This window comes from Anaeromonas frigoriresistens (assembly GCF_016820655.1).
Lineage (GTDB): Bacteria > Bacillota > Clostridia > Tissierellales > SIT17 > Anaeromonas > Anaeromonas frigoriresistens.
In genome coordinates this window covers 382602-399882 of sequence record NZ_WSFT01000053.1, presented here as the reverse complement: position 1 = coordinate 399882, position 17281 = coordinate 382602, and the positions used below count along the sequence as shown (strand labels likewise).

The 17281-nt window shown below is 28.2% G+C and carries 25 protein-coding genes; all 25 read left to right on the top strand.

Going from position 1 to position 17281, the window contains the following annotated elements; genetic code table 11:
- Window positions 1-25 precede the first annotated feature (25 nt).
- Window positions 26-424, top strand: coding sequence for a prepilin-type N-terminal cleavage/methylation domain-containing protein (locus GOQ27_RS16175; protein ID WP_203367910.1), 399 nt, complete (start codon window positions 26-28; stop codon window positions 422-424).
- Window positions 425-430: 6 nt separating this feature from the next.
- A complete protein-coding gene (locus tag GOQ27_RS16170) occupies window positions 431-1174 on the top strand; it encodes a prepilin peptidase (protein WP_203367909.1) in 744 nt (247 codons plus the stop codon).
- A gap of 51 nt (window positions 1175-1225) precedes the next feature.
- Window positions 1226-2275 carry a type IV pilus assembly protein PilM gene (gene pilM / locus GOQ27_RS16165; protein ID WP_203367908.1) on the top strand — a complete coding sequence of 350 codons (1050 nt, stop codon included), beginning with the start codon at window positions 1226-1228 and terminating at the stop codon, window positions 2273-2275.
- A gap of 12 nt (window positions 2276-2287) precedes the next feature.
- A complete protein-coding gene (locus GOQ27_RS16160; protein WP_203367907.1) occupies window positions 2288-2854 on the top strand; it encodes a PilN domain-containing protein in 567 nt (188 codons plus the stop codon).
- The gene (gene gspM / locus GOQ27_RS16155) at window positions 2841-3608 is read left to right on the top strand and encodes a type II secretion system protein GspM (protein WP_203367906.1); all 768 of its coding nucleotides are present in this window, start codon (window positions 2841-2843) and stop codon (window positions 3606-3608) included. Before GOQ27_RS16160 ends, gspM begins: the two co-directional genes overlap by 14 nt.
- A 106-nt stretch (window positions 3609-3714) precedes the next feature.
- Entirely contained in the window at window positions 3715-4416 is a 702-nt protein-coding gene (locus GOQ27_RS16150; protein WP_203367905.1) for a prepilin-type N-terminal cleavage/methylation domain-containing protein, read from the top strand.
- Between the two features lie 11 nt (window positions 4417-4427).
- Window positions 4428-6377 (top strand): hypothetical protein, encoded by a 1950-nt coding sequence (locus GOQ27_RS16145; RefSeq protein WP_203367904.1) that lies wholly within the window; start codon window positions 4428-4430, stop codon window positions 6375-6377.
- A gap of 13 nt (window positions 6378-6390) precedes the next feature.
- Entirely contained in the window at window positions 6391-6969 is a 579-nt protein-coding gene (locus GOQ27_RS16140; protein WP_203367903.1) for a PilW family protein, read from the top strand.
- A gap of 11 nt (window positions 6970-6980) precedes the next feature.
- Window positions 6981-7550, top strand: a complete 570-nt coding sequence (locus tag GOQ27_RS16135; protein ID WP_203367902.1) for a hypothetical protein — start codon at window positions 6981-6983, stop codon at window positions 7548-7550.
- A gap of 28 nt (window positions 7551-7578) precedes the next feature.
- Window positions 7579-8055, top strand: a complete 477-nt coding sequence (locus GOQ27_RS16130; RefSeq protein ID WP_203367901.1) for a type II secretion system protein — start codon at window positions 7579-7581, stop codon at window positions 8053-8055.
- Window positions 8056-8066: 11 nt separating this feature from the next.
- The gene (locus tag GOQ27_RS16125; RefSeq protein WP_203367900.1) at window positions 8067-8333 is read left to right on the top strand and encodes a late competence development ComFB family protein; all 267 of its coding nucleotides are present in this window, start codon (window positions 8067-8069) and stop codon (window positions 8331-8333) included.
- 53 nt (window positions 8334-8386) lie between these two features.
- Window positions 8387-8938 carry a shikimate kinase gene (locus tag GOQ27_RS16120; protein WP_203367899.1) on the top strand — a complete coding sequence of 184 codons (552 nt, stop codon included), beginning with the start codon at window positions 8387-8389 and terminating at the stop codon, window positions 8936-8938.
- Between the two features lie 69 nt (window positions 8939-9007).
- Complete coding sequence (gene aroQ / locus GOQ27_RS16115) at window positions 9008-9445, top strand: type II 3-dehydroquinate dehydratase (RefSeq protein ID WP_203367898.1); 438 nt, start codon at window positions 9008-9010, stop codon at window positions 9443-9445.
- Between the two features lies 1 nt (window position 9446).
- Window positions 9447-10517: a M24 family metallopeptidase gene (locus GOQ27_RS16110; protein ID WP_203367897.1), complete on the top strand. Its 1071-nt coding sequence runs from the start codon at window positions 9447-9449 to the stop codon at window positions 10515-10517.
- Between the two features lie 12 nt (window positions 10518-10529).
- Window positions 10530-11087, top strand: coding sequence for an elongation factor P (efp, locus tag GOQ27_RS16105; protein ID WP_203367896.1), 558 nt, complete (start codon window positions 10530-10532; stop codon window positions 11085-11087).
- A gap of 35 nt (window positions 11088-11122) precedes the next feature.
- Complete coding sequence (locus GOQ27_RS16100; RefSeq protein WP_203367895.1) at window positions 11123-11422, top strand: CD1247 N-terminal domain-containing protein; 300 nt, start codon at window positions 11123-11125, stop codon at window positions 11420-11422.
- 128 nt (window positions 11423-11550) lie between these two features.
- On the top strand, window positions 11551-12564 hold the full coding sequence (gene spoIIIAA, locus GOQ27_RS16095) for a stage III sporulation protein AA (protein ID WP_203367894.1): 1014 nt from the start codon (window positions 11551-11553) through the stop codon (window positions 12562-12564).
- Window positions 12565-13089 (top strand): stage III sporulation protein AB, encoded by a 525-nt coding sequence (locus tag GOQ27_RS16090; RefSeq protein WP_203367893.1) that lies wholly within the window; start codon window positions 12565-12567, stop codon window positions 13087-13089. It abuts the gene before it with no gap.
- Window positions 13090-13103: 14 nt separating this feature from the next.
- The gene (gene spoIIIAC, locus GOQ27_RS16085) at window positions 13104-13301 is read left to right on the top strand and encodes a stage III sporulation protein AC (RefSeq protein WP_203367892.1); all 198 of its coding nucleotides are present in this window, start codon (window positions 13104-13106) and stop codon (window positions 13299-13301) included.
- Window positions 13302-13312: 11 nt separating this feature from the next.
- Window positions 13313-13699, top strand: a complete 387-nt coding sequence (gene spoIIIAD, locus GOQ27_RS16080; RefSeq protein ID WP_203367891.1) for a stage III sporulation protein AD — start codon at window positions 13313-13315, stop codon at window positions 13697-13699.
- Window positions 13700-13710: 11 nt separating this feature from the next.
- Window positions 13711-14895, top strand: a complete 1185-nt coding sequence (gene spoIIIAE / locus GOQ27_RS16075; protein ID WP_203367890.1) for a stage III sporulation protein AE — start codon at window positions 13711-13713, stop codon at window positions 14893-14895.
- Between the two features lie 8 nt (window positions 14896-14903).
- The gene (spoIIIAF, locus tag GOQ27_RS16070; RefSeq protein WP_203367889.1) at window positions 14904-15494 is read left to right on the top strand and encodes a stage III sporulation protein AF; all 591 of its coding nucleotides are present in this window, start codon (window positions 14904-14906) and stop codon (window positions 15492-15494) included.
- A gap of 10 nt (window positions 15495-15504) precedes the next feature.
- Entirely contained in the window at window positions 15505-16116 is a 612-nt protein-coding gene (locus GOQ27_RS16065) for a hypothetical protein (RefSeq protein WP_203367888.1), read from the top strand.
- A gap of 16 nt (window positions 16117-16132) precedes the next feature.
- Window positions 16133-16810: a SpoIIIAH-like family protein gene (locus GOQ27_RS16060; protein ID WP_203367887.1), complete on the top strand. Its 678-nt coding sequence runs from the start codon at window positions 16133-16135 to the stop codon at window positions 16808-16810.
- A 68-nt stretch (window positions 16811-16878) separates the two neighbouring features.
- Window positions 16879-17271 (top strand): Asp23/Gls24 family envelope stress response protein, encoded by a 393-nt coding sequence (locus GOQ27_RS16055; protein ID WP_203367886.1) that lies wholly within the window; start codon window positions 16879-16881, stop codon window positions 17269-17271.
- Window positions 17272-17281: the final 10 nt, after the last annotated feature.

The window sequence follows — 17281 nt, the reverse complement described above, 5'->3', positions numbered from 1 at the left end:
TAAAATTTTAAGGAGGTATGTAAAAATGATAAAAGCAATTCAAAAGAGAATTAAAAACAACAAAGGATTTACATTAGTAGAACTTATAGTAGTATTAGCTATATTAGGTATTATTGCGGCGATAGCAGTGCCAAAGTTTCTAGATTTTCAAGATGATGCAGCTTGGAAAGCTGATATAGCATCAGCGGCTAATATTGGAAAAACTGCTGAATTAGCATATGCTAATGGAGATATTGATGACACAACAACAGATATATTAACCGAATTAGAGTCAAAATATCTTGATAATAATCAAACAACTCCTCAATATGGAACAAACACTTTTGATGTAACTATTACTGATGGTAAAGCTGAAATTAAGTATGGATCAGGAGGTACTGTGTTATATCCTAATCCACCAGACGATAAGCCTGAAAAGAAATAACAACCAATGCCAATACTCATAACTATACTCGGCATAATAATAGGTTCATTCCTTAACGTATGCATATATCGTATACCTAGGCAGAAATCTATATCCTATCCACCTTCTAAATGCTCAAGCTGTGGAGAGGAACTTAAACCATGGGACTTAATACCAATACTAAGCTATATCTTCTTGCGGGGAAGATGTAGACAGTGTAATGATAAAATATCTTTACAATATCCAATAGTTGAGGTATTAAATGGACTATTATATTTAAGTATATATTTAAAACTGGGTTTAAGCGTCCTTTCAATTATGTACATGCTTATATCAAGTATATTGATAGTGATAAGTTTTATAGATTATCGCTATCAGATTATACCAGATAAGATACTTATAGTTGGATTTATTATAGTTTCCCTTACACATTTATTATATAATTTTCCAACATCACTATTAAATGGTCTTTTAGGACTATTAATAGGGGGAGGATTATTTTTACTTATTGCAATAGCATCAAAGGGGGGAATGGGTGGAGGAGATATTAAATTAATAGCCCTATTAGGATATATCTTTGGATTAAAGGTATTTATGGTAATGATATTATCCTTTATTTTAGGGGCTATTATCTCCCTTATCCTCTTAGCTACAAAGATAAAATCCAGAAAGGATGCTATACCTTTTGGGCCCTTTTTAGCTATTGCAGGATTAATAGTAATGCTGTTTTCAGAAGAAATATTAAATATTTATTTAAAAATTATATTTTAAGGGTTTATTAAATATTTAATAAACCCTTAAAATTAAAAATAGGAGGAAGCTATGTTTAGTAAAAAGATCATTTCATTAGATATAGGTAATGAAAACATAAAGATGTTAGAAGTCAAACAATTAAATAAGAATATAACATTAGAAAATGCTATCACTATAAATACTCCAAAGAATTCTATAGATGATGGAAATATAATGAATATTCATACACTATCCTCCTATATTAAAGAAAATTTAGATAAGCATGGATTTAAAGGAAGTAAAGGTGTTATTACTTTAGATTATCCCAATGTAATATCTCGAGAGATAATGCTTCCTTTTGCTAAAGAAGATGAATTAGAGGAAATGGTTAGGTATGAAATAGAACAATTCCTACCTATCATGTTAGATGACTATGTCATTGACTATAGAAAACGAGAAGAATTTGAAGAGGATAGTGTAAAGAAACTAAGACTATTAGTAGTAGCAATTCCTAAAAAGATAGTTGAAGGATATATGGAACTATTAGAAGTGTTAGATTTAGATCCTTATGCGCTAGATCTGAATTCTAATGCTGTATCTAAACTTATCCATAAGAAATCAAGAATAAATACTAAGATTATAAATGAAAACGATACATTAGCTTTTATAGATATTGGATATAAAAATATAAATATAAATATTATTTCTAATTACACCTCTGTATTTAATAGGGTAATTGAAAGGGGAAGTAGAGACATAGACATAGGTCTTGCTAATGCTTTTAATCTGGAATTATCAGAAGCTAAGTCAAAAAAGGAAGATTTCGATTTATATGAAGATAATATGAATTCTTATGATATTATTCATACATTGATTACTGCTGGATTAGATGAATGGATATCAGATATAGAAAAGATATTCACATATTATAGAAATATAAATAGAGGTAATAAAATAGATGGAATATACATTTATGGTGGTGGCTCAAGATTAAAAGGATTAGATAAATATCTAGAAGAAAAACTTAATATTCAAACCTGGCAACTAAAGGATATATATCCATTAAGACTAGGTAAAAAAATGAAAGCCATAGATACAATGGAGTACCTAAATAATATTGGATCAATAATAAGGTTATAAGAAGGTGAAATCATGGTAGATATAAATTTATTTTCCCCCTATATTGAAGAAGAAAGAGAATCGAAGTATAAAAATTTATACATAATTATAGGAATAGCTTCTTTTATAGTAATTAGTTCTTTGTATACCGGTTGGTATTTTCATTCGGTCAATAAACTAGAGAAGAATATTGCAGAAATGAACAGCTACCTTAGTTCTGAAGGGATCAAAACCCAATTATCAGAATTGAAACAGAAGCAAACTCAAATTAAAATATTAGATGAGTACTCCACATCAGTATCAGGAATCAATAATAAAATAACTCAAATAGATGTAATAAATACTGATATAATTGAAGAGATAAACTTCAGTATTCCGAGCTCTATATATTTTGATTCTATGAGTATCGCTGATAGAATAGTAGAAATACATGGTACTACAAAAGACAGGTCTTCCTTGGCACAATTTCAGCAAACATTAAATAATAAAATAATTTTTTCTAATGTTTATATTACTTCTATGACCAAGGATACATTAAATGATAATTATGTTTTTGTTCTTACTTCTATAATAGAAGGTGATAAAAATGAAATTGAGTAAAAGAGAAAAGATATTGATAATTATAAGTGGGGTTTTATTAGTATGCTTTTTGATATACAATTTCATATTATCCCCCCAAATCACACGATTAAATCAACTTAAAGCAGAAAATTTAAAGCTTGAAAAAGACACAACTGATTCGAAAGATAGTATAAATTCTATAAAGACATTAGAGAAGAATATTGAATCAAAAACTACTGAAATAGCTCAATCCACTGACAAGTTGTTTCCTCAATTAAAACAAAATGAAATAATACTTCTATTAGATAGATTTATTAATGACTCAAATATAACTATCGAAGGAATAAACTTTTCTGATATAGAACTAAAACCCATAGAGTATAGTCAGAGGGACATATCGGAAAAAGAAGATACAAGATTTAGAAATATAGTAAATCAGTATAATAATATAGTTAAATATAATAAAGATTTAGTTGAAGAGAGTGATAATGACCAAAATAACGAAGAAGATAATTCAAATTCGGAGGAAGAAATAAAGGTGGAGAATCTTTCTGCCACGATGGTATATTCAGGGGATTATTTTGAAATGATTGATTTTTTATCTTTAATAGATAATTATGATAAAAGTATCATAATAAGAGGTCTTACTATAATAGAAAATGAAGGCAGAGTAACAGGAAATATTTTATTAGATTTTTATGGAATACCAAAATTTGAAGATTTAGAAGATGATTTTGTAAATACTCCATCTGAAGATAGAAAGGGAAAAGATAATCCTTTTCAAATACAATAATATTATCATAACAGCTTATGTCAGTAGGATCTATATTTAATATTAGCAGTTTAAGTATATAGACTGCTGGCTTTCTATTTTGGATTTGATAGAATAGGAGAATTATATGAAAAAAACAATTTATAATAATAAAGGTTTTACATTACTAGAATTGATAATCACCCTTGCCATACTTAGTATAATAATCATACCAATAAGTTCTCTTTTCATAGGATCAGCTAAGGCAACCAATGCATCAAATGATAAAATGGTAGCCTCTTATATAGCACAAAGGGAAATGGAAAAGGTTAAGTCTACAGAGGAAATTACTGTTACTACTGACGAGAAAGAAATAGATGATACGGAACATAATGGCTTTTCTTATGCAGTAGAAATTTCTGAGGTAGAGGGATATTTAAGAGAAGAAGAAGGATATATTAATGAAATTCCTAATAATGTAGAATTAGATATGGATGAATATAGTAATTACTCTTTAGAGGTAAATACAGGAGGAAGTTATACATTAACAGGATACTCCAATGGTACCTTTCAAATCGATAATAACGAGATTATTTTATTGTTAAATATTTCAGGAGAAGATAAAGGAACTCTTACAGTTTCTATAGACAGTCCTATTTCTTTGAAGATTTATATCAAAAAAGAACAAGATATTACTATTGAAAATAAGTTAGGAAATATCCAAGTATATAGAAACTTTAGTGATAATTCAGAGCTTAAATCAGGTTCTAAAATTTATGAAGTAATAATTAAAGTGTATAAAGATAGTAACCTACTAAAAGAATTCAAAGGATATAAAAATATGGTTTAATAGGTGATTTTATGGATAAAAGAGCAATAAATAATAAAGGATCAGTACTAATAATGCTATTAATAGTTTTTAGTATTCTAACTGTATTAGGTACTACAATCTATTCTGTAGCAGTCACTAACTATAAAATAGAGACAGTGAGTGGAAAGAGAAAAGAAAATTTATATTTAGCTGAGGCAGGAATAGAAGAGGCTCATTTAATATTAACCAATGTAATCGAAGAAGCAATAGATATAGGTAATCAGGCAGCTACAGAAATTGTAAATAATATTAAAATTGCGGATAAAGAAAGTGACTATATTTTGGATGATGGAAGTATAGATTGGGATAAAGTTTATGAAAAACAAGAAACTGTTTTTAAGGCTTCTTATAAGAAACATATTGAGGAAAATTTAGAAGATACAATTAATGATATGACCAAGTATAGTTTGATAAAAAAAGAAAATTATATTATCACTTCAGAATATGATAAAGACCAGAATACAATTGGAATAAGATCTAAGTTTAGTAAGGATGACATAAAAAGAGAGGTATTTGCTTCATATAAATTATTAGAACCTCCATATAATCAAAGTTATTATTATCATAGCAATATAGTTGAAGTACCAAAGGATATATTATTTACTAAAGGATTATATACAGAAAAGAATTTGAAAAATGATTCAAATGAATTAAAAATTAAAGGTGATATTTATGTTAAAGGAGATATCTTTATAGGAACATCTACTAATAGTAATATCGAAGAGTTTTCAGTAAAAGAAGGAGACACTATTGCTTATGGAGATATAAGGGTAAATTCAAATAATGGAAAAACTATCGACTTTTCTGGAGATACCCATGCTAATAATTTTATTATTGATAAAGAATCAAAAAACTCTACTGTTGATATAACAACTCTCTATACAAAAGATGACTTAGAAATTGAGGGAAGTAAAACTAATATTACAATAGATAACTATTATGGTTATACATACGGTGAACATGGTCATATGGATGGTAGAGATGTTGCTGGGCCTGCTGATTCTAGTAGTATTAACATAGAATCAAGTGATTTAGGAAATGGGACTTCTCTTAAAATTACCAATGAAATGAGAGTTCTTGGAACTTCCTTTGTAGAAAAAATAGAACTTGAAGATAAAGAACTAAAGTACGATAATGGTCAATATCAAACGGGGGAATCTATTTCTATAAAAGGTAATTATAGAGCATATACAAAGATATTAAATCTTACAGATGTGGTTTCCTATTATCCACCTTTTATGTTTGTTAATAAATCTATTAATGGAAAAGCTAATCATTTTATAGAATATAAAAATGAGACTACCCCTCATAATTTAATTCTTGGTAATGAGAGTATTGATATTCCAGCTTCAAATATAACTAGTTTAGGAATTACATTAGATAATGGAGAAATAAAAGAGCCAAAGGTCTCCCAGTACAATTTTTATTGGAAGAAGTTACAAGGGGAAGTAGAAAACTTAAAAGGAAAATTAAAGAATGGGACAATTAAAAATAGGCTCGATATCGAAAACAATAAAAATGATAATTTTTTAAGTAATGAGAAGAATGAGATCATTTGTATAACTGATAAAGATGTGTATATCTCAGGAAAAAATGATACTCACACAGGTGAGAATGTTATTGATGCTGATGATGCAATAAAAGGAATTATTATTACTAGTGGAAAAGTTATATTGTCTGGAAAAATAGATTTTACAGGAACTATTATAGCAGGGGATGATATAGAGATAAAAAATGGCAGTAAAGTAGAGTTAACCTATGACGAGGACTATCTACTAAAATTATTGGGACAAAATCTAGTAGCATTTAAAGATTTATTTACTAAAGATCCTGAGGAAACTATTCCTACTCTAATACATGAAGAGTTAGGAGTAGAAAATAATAGTAGAAACGATATGGACAAGTTTATTAAGATAATAGAATGGAAATTAAATTTATAATTAGGATGATAGTATGAGAGTTAATAATAAAGGTTTTACATTAATTGAATTATTATTAAGTATTGGATTAATAAGTGTGATTGTCACAGCGCTCTTCACTTTCTTTATTTCTAATTTTAGGAATTTTGATAGGAATGAAGGGAGCATCACTCTTCAGCAGAATGCTAGAAGTTCAATAGAATTGATGACAGAAAAAATAATTGAATCTAAAGGTATATTTAAGGTTTGGGATGAGAATAAAGTTGATGTCACTGAAAACTATAATAATGGAGAAGAAATATCTATATCAGCCTTTGTATTAGATACTTTAGAATATAAAGTAAAGACTAATGTCTATGACAAATCTGTTTTTTTTATTACTAAAGCTCCAACTGAAGATTATAAAAAAATAGAATTTGGATGGGTTAAGGATAATCATGGATTAGGATATAGTCAGACTACTAATCAAGCTAATATGGAAGTTGCTTATTATATTGAAAATATAAAAATAAAGAAGTTAAATTCTAATGGAGTGACTATAACCCTTGATTTTAAAAAAGATAAAAATTCAACCAAACCTTTGGATACAAATATATATTTCCGTAATGAATAGGAGGAAAGGCTATGAAGATAAGTAAAAAAACAATAATTTTATTAATTATATTACTTTTAATTCCCATGATAGTTGCTTATGCAAATCCAGGAAACGGAAACAACGGTAATGGAAATGGTCAAGGATATGTTGATATAATTAAGACAGGACTTTTCACCCCTGTAGAAAGTGCTACTAGCCCAGAAGATTATATTCTAGATGTAAACGAAGAAATTTTGATGGTTAAAGATACTTATTATACTATAGGTATATTATTAGATGCATCAGAGGCTAAGAATAATACAAAATTTAATTTTAAATTTACGGACAATATGTTAGTCGACTCAATTAATTTATATTTTTACGATGAAAATAATAAAGCTATATTATATGATGAAGTAGATATCGAAAATCCTAATAATTATCATTTGAAATTTAAGTTTCTTAATGAAGAATATCCTTCCGATTTTTATATATTAACCTATGATGTGAAACCTACTGAAACAGGGGAGTTTCCAACTAATATTGAAATTCATAAAGATAATCCTATAGATTTAAACTTTAATCCCACATTAATTGATTTTCTCCCGGGAGTTGACTAATAAAATAAATCATTAGTAGGTGTATACTATGAATAATAAGGGTATTACTATAATTGAACTGATATTTGTGTTATTGATTGTTGGAATTATTATAGCTATTACTTTACCAAGACTGGACTTTAGTGATCAAGAGCTTAGGTCCTGTGGTAGACAATTGGTCAGTGATTTAAACCATATAAAAACTAAAAGTCAAGTAGCAGGAAATAGTACTGATAATCTGATAATTCTTGATGAAAAATACTATTTTATTAAATTAAATGGGAAGTCCCATAAAAACGTAAATTTTAAATCCAATTATAAAATCACAAATAACATGTATAATGAGGTGAAATTTTATGCAAGTGGATCACCTGTAAGGGCTGGAACAATACTTATATTTAACAACAATAATAATAAATATATTGAAATAACTATAACCCCGGGGACCGGTAGGATTCATATGTATGATAAAATAAGACAAGGGTATAAAAAAGATTGGAAAAATGGTTGGAAAAACAAATATTAGGGGGAATTAACATGACTTTATATAATTTTATGGAGATTGGGGTAAAGAATCATATAAAGGTAGTATTAAATAAACAATCAGATATGTGTAAATGTCAGCAATGTGTGGATGACATTTCTGCTATAGCATTAAATAATCTTCCACCTAAATATATTGCTAGAGATACTGGGGAGATTTACTCTAAATTATCTCAAATGGAAAATCAATTTACTGTTGATATTATAAAAGAAATTACAAAAGCTATAAATATAGTATCTAAAAATCCTAGACATGAGTAAAAAATAAAACAGTTGGTGATAAAATGAAAAGTAATATAGTTTTAATAGGATTTATGGGAACAGGTAAAACTACAAATGGTAGAAGGGTAGCGAGAAAACTCCATAAAGAGTTTATAGATACAGATTTTTTAATAGAATCAAAAGAAGGTATGTCAATTGATGAGATATTTAAAAAACATGGAGAAGGATATTTTAGGAAGTTAGAATCAAGAATTGTCAAGGAAGTTAGTACTAAAAAAAACAAAGTAATATCGACAGGTGGAGGAACAATCTTAAATCCCAAAAATGTACAATTATTAAAGCGGAACGGATATATATTTTTATTAGAAAGTTCTATTGATAATATTATATATAATTTAAAGAACTCCTATAAAAAAAGACCTTTACTTGAAAAAAAGGATTGGACAAATGAAGTTGTTAATATATTAAATCGTAGACATGAGTTATACTATAATAGTGCTGATTTTATAATCAGAGTGGATAATAAAAATCATTTTCACATAGTTAATGAAATAAGTAAGATATATTTTAGGAATATTAATAAAGAAATTAATTATAAGCATAAAAAACATAGAAATCATAAAAATAATATAAAAAATAGATAACACAAACTATCTATTCAATAGTTAAAAACTATGTTAATATATAATAGAGATATTTAGAAAGGAAATATAATGAAAAAAATACTCATAATTAATGGTCCAAATCTAAATTTACTAGGTAAAAGAGACAAAAAAATGTATGGATCAAAAACATTAGAAAACATAGAAAAGAAGTGCTTTGATAAATGTAAAGAGTTGAATTATAGTCTTCAAACTTTTCAATCAAATCATGAGGGCGATATTATTGATATACTACATAAATCAGATGATGATGTAGATTTTATTATATTAAATCCAGGAGCTTTTACTCATTATAGTATTGCAATAAGAGATGCTATTGAAGGTATTGAGACTCCAGTAATTGAAGTTCATATGACCAATATTTATTCAAGAGAAGAGTTTAGACGAAAGTCAGTAATATCCCCTGTAAGTTATGGGCAAATAAGTGGATTTGGATATAATGTTTATCTAATTGCATTAGAAGCTATAAGAAATATTTTGGAGGGATAATATGAATAGAGTAAACAAATTATTAGATAATATCAAAAAATATAATACAGATGGAGTACTGATTTTCAAACCAGAAAATAGAAAATATTTTAGCGGTTTCACAGGTACTACTGGGTACATAATAATAACTGAAGAAGAAAGAATATTTGCCACTGACTTTAGATACATGGAACAAGCAAAAGAACAGTGTAAAGGCTATACAATAAAAGAAGTAGATCAGAAGTATACAATATATCATCTTTTGAAAGAATTAAAAATAGAAAATCTTGCAGTAGAAGATGATTTTATTACATATGAATTTGTACTTAATCTAGAAAATAATGTAAAAGGTTTGAAACTTATTCCTTTAAAAGGACTTTTAACTAAGATAAGAATGATTAAAGATGATGAAGAAGTAGAATTAATCTCTAAAGCAGCTAAGATTACTGATGATGCTTTTACTCATATCTTGAATTTTGTCCGTCCGGGAGTTAAAGAGATTGAGATATCTAATGAATTAGAAGCATATATGAAGAAACAAGGTGCTACAGGAGCTTCCTTTAGTTTTATAGTGGCTTCAGGATTAAGATCTTCTATGCCTCATGGAGTTGCAAGTGAAAAGGTAATAGAACAAGGAGATTTTGTAACGATTGATATGGGATGTATATATAAAGGGTATTGCTCTGATATGACCCGTACTATAGTAGTAGGAAAAGCTACTGAAGAACAAAAAAAGATATATAATATCGTTTTAAAGGCACAAGAGGAAGTTTTAAAGGCTATAAAACCAGGAATAACAGGTTATGAATTAGATAGCATTGCAAGAGACATAATCACTAAAGAGGGTTATGGAGATAATTTTGGTCATGGATTAGGTCATGGAGTTGGATTAGAAGTCCACGAGTTACCAAGGCTAGCTAATAATGATAAATCCAAAACACCTATGGAATCCGGTATGGTAATTACTGATGAACCAGGAATTTATATATCTGGATTTGGTGGAGTAAGAATTGAGGATTTAATACTAGTAACAGAGGATGGATATAAAGTTTTATCCAATTCAACAAAGGACCTATTAGAAATAAACATTTAGGAGGATACAATTATGATTATGGCAGGAGATTTTAGAAAAGGTATAACAATTGAAATCAATGGAGATATTTATCAGATAATTGACTTTCAACACGTAAAGCCAGGAAAAGGAGCAGCATTTGTAAGAGCAAAAATAAAGAATTTAAAAACAGGAGCTATTAAAGAGGATACTTTTAACCCTAGTGAAAAATATCCAAAAGCTCATATTGAAACAAAAGAAATGCAATACTTATATAGTGATGGAGAATTATATCACTTTATGGACACTTCTACATATGAGCAAATGGCTCTTAATTATGATAATGTAGAAGATGCAATAAAATATATAAAAGAGAATGATGTTGCTGTTATGAAATTCTATGAAGGTAAGCCTTTCCAAGTTGATGCTCCCAATTTTGTTGAGTTAGTAATTACTCATACTGAGCCAGGAGTAAAAGGTGATACTGCAACAGGAGCAACTAAACCAGCAGAAGTGGAGACAGGAGCTGTAATTAATGTTCCTTTATTCGTTAACATTGGTGATAAAATTAAAGTAGATACTCGAACTGGTGAGTATTTATCTAGAGTTTAGGTTATAATATATAAAAAAATAAAGGAGGTATTTTAATGGATTATTTATATGAAAAAATATCGTATTTAAAAGGTTTAGCTGATGGGTTAGGTATTGATGAAAGTAGTAAAGAAGGAAAGTTATTACTAAATATAGTAGATGTATTAGATGATTTTGCAGGTGCTATAGAAGATTTAGTTGTAGAGCAAGAAGAAATTGGTGAATATGTTGACTATATTGATGAGGACTTAGCAGATGTTGAAGAAGATATATATGGTGAGTTCGATGAATTTGATGAGTTCGACGAAGATTATGAAGATGAGTACTATGATGAAGAGGAATACATAGAAGAATAATTCTAAGGGAAACACCCTAAGTGATTTAAATCACTTAGGGTGTTTTTTATTGTAAAAAAAATTATATAAATTAGGTAATAATATCAAAAGTATTTTAATACTAATATATATAAAAGGAGGGACATGTTATGGAGCAACTAAAGACTAAAAAATATTCAAATTATGATTTAGAGAGATTTAGAAATGTTATATCAAGATTAGATATGGAGTTAGAACATATATTAAGAAATATTCCTACTAGATATAAGGAGTCTATAGAAGAAATTAGATTAAGGGTTAATCAGCCCTTAATGATAGAAGCCAGAGGTAATGATTATTTTGTATCAGAAAAGGGACAAATATCGAGAGAGAATAGAAACAACTTTATTATTAGTAAAAACAATATAATAAAAACTTTTGAAAGATTATGTGAATATTCTATATATGCGGTAGAAGATGAGATTAGAAATGGTTTTCTTACTATAAAAGGAGGCCATAGAATTGGTATCTCTGGGAGAGTAGTATATAAGAATAGAAGTATATCTACTATCAAAGACATATCTTCTATTAATATTAGAATAGCCAGGCAAAAGATTGGTATAGCAAAAGAGGTTATTGAATATTTAGTGGACAAGGGTAGTATATATAACACTCTTATTGTTTCTCCGCCCCAATGTGGAAAAACTACTCTATTAAGAGATATTATAAGAACTTTAAGTAATGGTATCCCTGAATATGATATGACAGGTCTTAAAGTGGCTGTAATAGATGAGAGATCAGAGATAGGTGGTATATATCAAGGTGTTCCTCAAAATGATCTAGGTATAAGGACAGACATTCTAGATAGGGTTAATAAATATGATGGTACTTTAATGATGTTAAGATCATTATCACCTAATATAATTGCCACAGATGAGCTTGGAGATAAACTTGATATTGATGCCATTCATAATTCTCTTAAAGCAGGAGTTAAAATTCTTACTACTATTCATGGAGAAAGTATAGAAGATGTTCAATCTAAACCTAATATTGCATCTATAATTAAAGAAAAAATATTTGAAAGAATAATTATTTTAGATAATTCAGAAGGTGTAGGTACTATAAAGGATATTATAGATGGAAAAACAAATAATTCAGTAATCAATAAACAAAGGAGGGATTAGATGTTTTTCATAAAAATAATAGCCTGTGGAATGATCTTTATACCTAGTGCGGCTATTGGTATTATGATGGGAAAAAGATTCACAAATAGGGTTAATAATATTACTTCAATTATAAATTGTTTACTGGTATTGGAAACAGAAATAATTCATTTATCAAATCCTATTAATTTAGCTTTTGAAAATGTAGATGAGAGAACAAATAACAAAGTGTCAAATATATTTTCAAATATAATAGAAAAATTAAATTCTAATAGAGATATGAATCTATATAGTGCTTTTAAAAATGAATTAATTCTTACTAGATCAAAATATAATTTTACTAAAGAAGATGAGGAGATAATCTTATCATTAGCTAAAGTAATAGGAGTAACAGATAAGGACGAACAAGGAAAACACTTTTCTACTGCCATCCAACAATTAAAAATACAGAGAGATCAGGCAATAGAACAAAGTAAAAAAAATGAGAACTTATATAAGAAACTTGGTATAGTGTTCGGATTATTATTGATTTTAATATTAATTTAAAGGGGAGCTGAAACATGAGTATAGATATTATTTTTAAGATAGCAGGAATTGGGTTACTTGTTTCTGTGACAAATCAAGTTTTAATACGGGCAGAAAGAGAAGAAATGGCTACGATGGTTACTTTAGTAGGTATCGTGATGGTATTAACTATAGTGATAGATTTAGTAAGCAATCTATTTGATAATGTAAAAACAATATTCCAGTTATATTAAGAGGGATTAATATGAATATTATACAAGTAGTAGCCATTGGACTAGTAGCAACTGTACTCATTGTAACATTAAGAGAAGAGAGACCAGAAATTTCAATACTGATGAGTATTGTGACGGGAGTTTTAATATTTATATTTATTATTGATAAAGTAGCCTATGTGATAGAAGTACTTAAGGACCTGTCAAACAAAGCAAACTTAGACTTTATTTATTTCACTACTATAGTAAAAGTAATTGGAATTGCTTATGTTTGTGAGTTTGGAGCTCAAATTGCAAAAGATGCAGGAGAAGGTGCAATTGCCACAAAAATAGAGTTAGCTGGAAAAGTAATGATCTTAGTAATCTCTATTCCTATATTACTGGCTCTTTTAGAGCTAATTATAAAAATAATGCCTTAAAGGTGTGGATTATGAAAAAAACAAAGAGTTTAATTTTATTAATTATTTTGATAATGGTTTCTTCAACAGCCCATGGAGAACCAGAAGAGGAGACTAGCAATATACCCTATGAAGTTATAGAAAATCAATTGGATAGCTTAAATATAAGGGAATTAACAAATATAATAAAAGAAATAAACTATGATACTGAAGAATACTTTGGAGAAGTAGATTTTAAGTCGGTGATAGAGAAAGTAGTTAAGGGAGAAAAAATATTTGAACAAGATAAAATACTAAATGGTCTATTGAAACTAGTATTAAATGAATTAATGAAGAATATGGACTTAATAGTACAACTTCTTTTATTAGCTATAATATCAGCAATATTGATGAATCTTCAAAAAGCCTTTGACAATGAATCTATATCGAATATAGCCCAATTTATTACTTATATAATACTTATTTCTATTGTAATTAAGAGTTTTGTACTAGCTATGGATATAGGGAAATCTACTATAGACAGTATGGTGGTGTTTATGCAGGCTTTAATACCTATCTTAATGGCTTTATTGATGGCTGTGGGGGGACTAGCTTCTTCAGCATTACTACATCCATTAATATTAGGTTCTTTAGGTTTATTTAGCACTTTAATTAAGGATTTAATAATACCATTAATTTTTTTCTCTACAATTTTGGGTTTAGTTAGTAAGGTTTCAGATAAAGTTCAAGTAAATAGAATATCAAGTTTGTTAAGAGAAATATCTATTGTGATTATAGGAGTTTCATTGACCATATTTATGGGAATCATGTCTATCCAAGGGGTAACAGCATCACAAGTAGATGGTATTACTATTAGAACAGCTAAGTTCGCTATTGACAATTTTATACCGGTAGTAGGAGGTTTCCTCTCTGATGCAATGGATACTGTCGTTGGATGTTCATTATTATTAAAGAATGCAGTTGGAGTTATAGGTATTATAGTATTATTTCTTATTACTATAATACCTGCTATTAAATTGATATCTTTAATTTTTGTATATAGGATAACAGCTGCAGTTATAGAGCCAATATCTGATGGACGGATAGTAGATGGATTAAATGATATAAGTAAATCTCTTATTATACTATTAGGATTGCTATTAACAGTAACTGTAATGTTTATTATCTCTATAACTATAATAGTTGGAGCAGGAAATATAACTTTGATGATGAGGTAGGTGGAATAATGATTGAATTCTTAAGACAATGGATCATAAATATTGTAATTTTATCTATTTTTATTGCTTTATTAGAAGCAATTTTACCTAATAATAGTTTTAAAGGTTATATAAAAATGATAGGTGGATTTTTAATGATAATTGTTTTATTAAATCCATTCATAAAATTGTTATCAAATAACATAAGTATAGATAAGGAAGTTTTTGCGACCATGGACAAATATAGTAGTATGGAAAGCTCGGAGATGAATATCTCTATGACAAATGAGGATCAAATAGAAAATTTATATATCGATAAGTTGAAAAATAATATAAGAAGTTCTATTGAAACAAATTTTAATTATATTATAGATAACATAAATATTGAGCTATCAGATGAAAAAGAGTCCTATGGTGAAATTAATGGCCTAAGTATTAGTATAAGTAAAAAACAGGAAACTAAAGTATCTAATGATGAAATTTTGGTAGAAGAAATTAGAATATCTAAGGATGAAAATAAAGATAAACAGGTAGAAAATGATAGTTATAAGGAAATACAAAACTATATTCATGATGAGTATAAAATACCATTAGAGAATATTAGTATTATGGAAAATTAGGAGGGATAAAATGAATAATGATAATAAAGATACAACCCAAAAAGAAAATTATTTAAATAGACTAATAAAAAAAATATCAGAAAATAAAAAATACACAAATTTAGTTATGGTAATATCAATTGGTATAATGATACTTTTGGCAATAACTGTATTTTTTGATGAAGGAGATGAAGTGATCAATAATGCAAATAAAGACAATGATGATATACAAGAAGAAGTTAGGAACAACATGAATAATTACTCTAATGAGTTAGAGATAAAATTAGAAAATATTTTAAGTCAAATGAAGGGAGTTGGTGAAGTAGATGTGATGATAACGCTGGTAGAGACGGTTGAAAGTATTCCAGCAATAAATAAAACAAATAATAAAGAGATTACTACAGAAAATGATGCTCAAGGGGGAAATAGAAATGTTACCCGGGAGGAATCCACAGAACAAGTAGTAGTAAGTGGGAGTGAAAATTCTATGATGACTATAAAAGAAATAAAGCCCGAGATAAAAGGTGTGATAGTTTCAGCTCAGGGTGCATCAGATATAAGAATAAAAGAAACAATCTATGGAGCTGTTAAAACGGTTCTAGGATTAAGTGGAAATAAGGTGAGTATTCATGTTAAAAAATAAAAATGGGGGAATAATAATGATAATAAGAAAAAAAACTATCTATCTAGTATCATTAATATTAATGTTAGTAATGTTAGGTTTTATAAATCATCAGCTGTCAAAAGAATCTGTAACTGATTCTTCAGTAGATTATCAAAGTTATGAAGAGGGATTAACAGAAATTGCTAACCCAAACAGTGATTTAGTTGAGGTAGTAAATGATTTAGAAGATACTGAAGAAACTTCAGCTGAAGGAGAAGATATAGAAGTGGTGGATAGTATTGATACAGAAGTTGGCGATATTACATCAGAAGTTAATGCTCAAATAGGAACTGCTATTACCAGTGAAGAAAATATAGAAAAGACTAATTATTTTGTTGAGTATCGATTATCAAGAGATAAAATGAGAGCAGAATTAATAGATAGATTAAATGATATCGTGAAAAATGATAGTACTAGTCAAGGTGTCAGAGATAGTGCTCAAAAGGAAATTATCGAAGTGGGTCAGTTAACTGAGAAGGAACTTCTAGTTGAAGGAATAATTAAGTCAAAAGGATTTGAAGATGCATTAGTATTTATTGGTGACAGTGGAGCAAGGATAGTAGTATCTACAAATGAACTATCAGAAAATGAAGTTATGCAAATACTAGAAATAGTAACATCTGAAACTGAATTAAAAACTTCTGATATAAAAATAATGAAGAAGCAAAGTTAATGTTTGTAAAGATACTTTTAATTTGATATAATTACTTTATAATTTATAGGTAAGCTGGAGGTGTAAAGATGGCTGATATTAAGCATAATGAAGAGTTCGAAAATGGTCAGGTTAAAATTTCCGATGATGTGGTAGCAACTATAGCAGGATTAGCAGCTACAGAAATAGAAGGTGTTGCCGGAATGAGTGGTGGATTTACTGGTGGAATAGCTGATATGCTAGGAAGAAAAAATCTATCAAAAGGTGTAAAGGTCCAGGTAGGAGATAAAGATGCATCAATTGATCTATACATAATAGTAAAATATGGAGCAAAAATACCAGATGTTGCATGGAAAATCCAGGAGAGTGTTAAAGATGCAATAATAAATATGACTGGATTAAAAGTTGTTGAAGTTAATATTCATGTTCAAGGAGTGGAACTTGAGCAAGAACAACCATCAGATGATGAGGAATCTGAATAATATTATAAAT

Bases quoted from the DNA above. Each gene is read 5' to 3' on its own strand.
- GOQ27_RS16175 (WP_203367910.1), top strand. From the start codon at position 26: ATGATAAAAGCAATTCAAAAGAGAATTAAAAACAACAAAGGATTTACA.
- GOQ27_RS16170 (WP_203367909.1), top strand. From the start codon at position 431: ATGCCAATACTCATAACTATACTCGGCATAATAATAGGTTCATTCCTT.
- pilM (WP_203367908.1), top strand. From the start codon at position 1,226: ATGTTTAGTAAAAAGATCATTTCATTAGATATAGGTAATGAAAACATA.
- GOQ27_RS16160 (WP_203367907.1), top strand. From the start codon at position 2,288: ATGGTAGATATAAATTTATTTTCCCCCTATATTGAAGAAGAAAGAGAA.
- gspM (WP_203367906.1), top strand. From the start codon at position 2,841: ATGAAATTGAGTAAAAGAGAAAAGATATTGATAATTATAAGTGGGGTT.
- GOQ27_RS16150 (WP_203367905.1), top strand. From the start codon at position 3,715: ATGAAAAAAACAATTTATAATAATAAAGGTTTTACATTACTAGAATTG.
- GOQ27_RS16145 (WP_203367904.1), top strand. From the start codon at position 4,428: ATGGATAAAAGAGCAATAAATAATAAAGGATCAGTACTAATAATGCTA.
- GOQ27_RS16140 (WP_203367903.1), top strand. From the start codon at position 6,391: ATGAGAGTTAATAATAAAGGTTTTACATTAATTGAATTATTATTAAGT.
- GOQ27_RS16135 (WP_203367902.1), top strand. From the start codon at position 6,981: ATGAAGATAAGTAAAAAAACAATAATTTTATTAATTATATTACTTTTA.
- GOQ27_RS16130 (WP_203367901.1), top strand. From the start codon at position 7,579: ATGAATAATAAGGGTATTACTATAATTGAACTGATATTTGTGTTATTG.
- GOQ27_RS16125 (WP_203367900.1), top strand. From the start codon at position 8,067: ATGACTTTATATAATTTTATGGAGATTGGGGTAAAGAATCATATAAAG.
- GOQ27_RS16120 (WP_203367899.1), top strand. From the start codon at position 8,387: ATGGGAACAGGTAAAACTACAAATGGTAGAAGGGTAGCGAGAAAACTC.
- aroQ (WP_203367898.1), top strand. From the start codon at position 9,008: ATGAAAAAAATACTCATAATTAATGGTCCAAATCTAAATTTACTAGGT.
- GOQ27_RS16110 (WP_203367897.1), top strand. From the start codon at position 9,447: ATGAATAGAGTAAACAAATTATTAGATAATATCAAAAAATATAATACA.
- efp (WP_203367896.1), top strand. From the start codon at position 10,530: ATGATTATGGCAGGAGATTTTAGAAAAGGTATAACAATTGAAATCAAT.
- GOQ27_RS16100 (WP_203367895.1), top strand. From the start codon at position 11,123: ATGGATTATTTATATGAAAAAATATCGTATTTAAAAGGTTTAGCTGAT.
- spoIIIAA (WP_203367894.1), top strand. From the start codon at position 11,551: ATGGAGCAACTAAAGACTAAAAAATATTCAAATTATGATTTAGAGAGA.
- GOQ27_RS16090 (WP_203367893.1), top strand. From the start codon at position 12,565: ATGTTTTTCATAAAAATAATAGCCTGTGGAATGATCTTTATACCTAGT.
- spoIIIAC (WP_203367892.1), top strand. From the start codon at position 13,104: ATGAGTATAGATATTATTTTTAAGATAGCAGGAATTGGGTTACTTGTT.
- spoIIIAD (WP_203367891.1), top strand. From the start codon at position 13,313: ATGAATATTATACAAGTAGTAGCCATTGGACTAGTAGCAACTGTACTC.
- spoIIIAE (WP_203367890.1), top strand. From the start codon at position 13,711: ATGAAAAAAACAAAGAGTTTAATTTTATTAATTATTTTGATAATGGTT.
- spoIIIAF (WP_203367889.1), top strand. From the start codon at position 14,904: ATGATTGAATTCTTAAGACAATGGATCATAAATATTGTAATTTTATCT.
- GOQ27_RS16065 (WP_203367888.1), top strand. From the start codon at position 15,505: ATGAATAATGATAATAAAGATACAACCCAAAAAGAAAATTATTTAAAT.
- GOQ27_RS16060 (WP_203367887.1), top strand. From the start codon at position 16,133: ATGATAATAAGAAAAAAAACTATCTATCTAGTATCATTAATATTAATG.
- GOQ27_RS16055 (WP_203367886.1), top strand. From the start codon at position 16,879: ATGGCTGATATTAAGCATAATGAAGAGTTCGAAAATGGTCAGGTTAAA.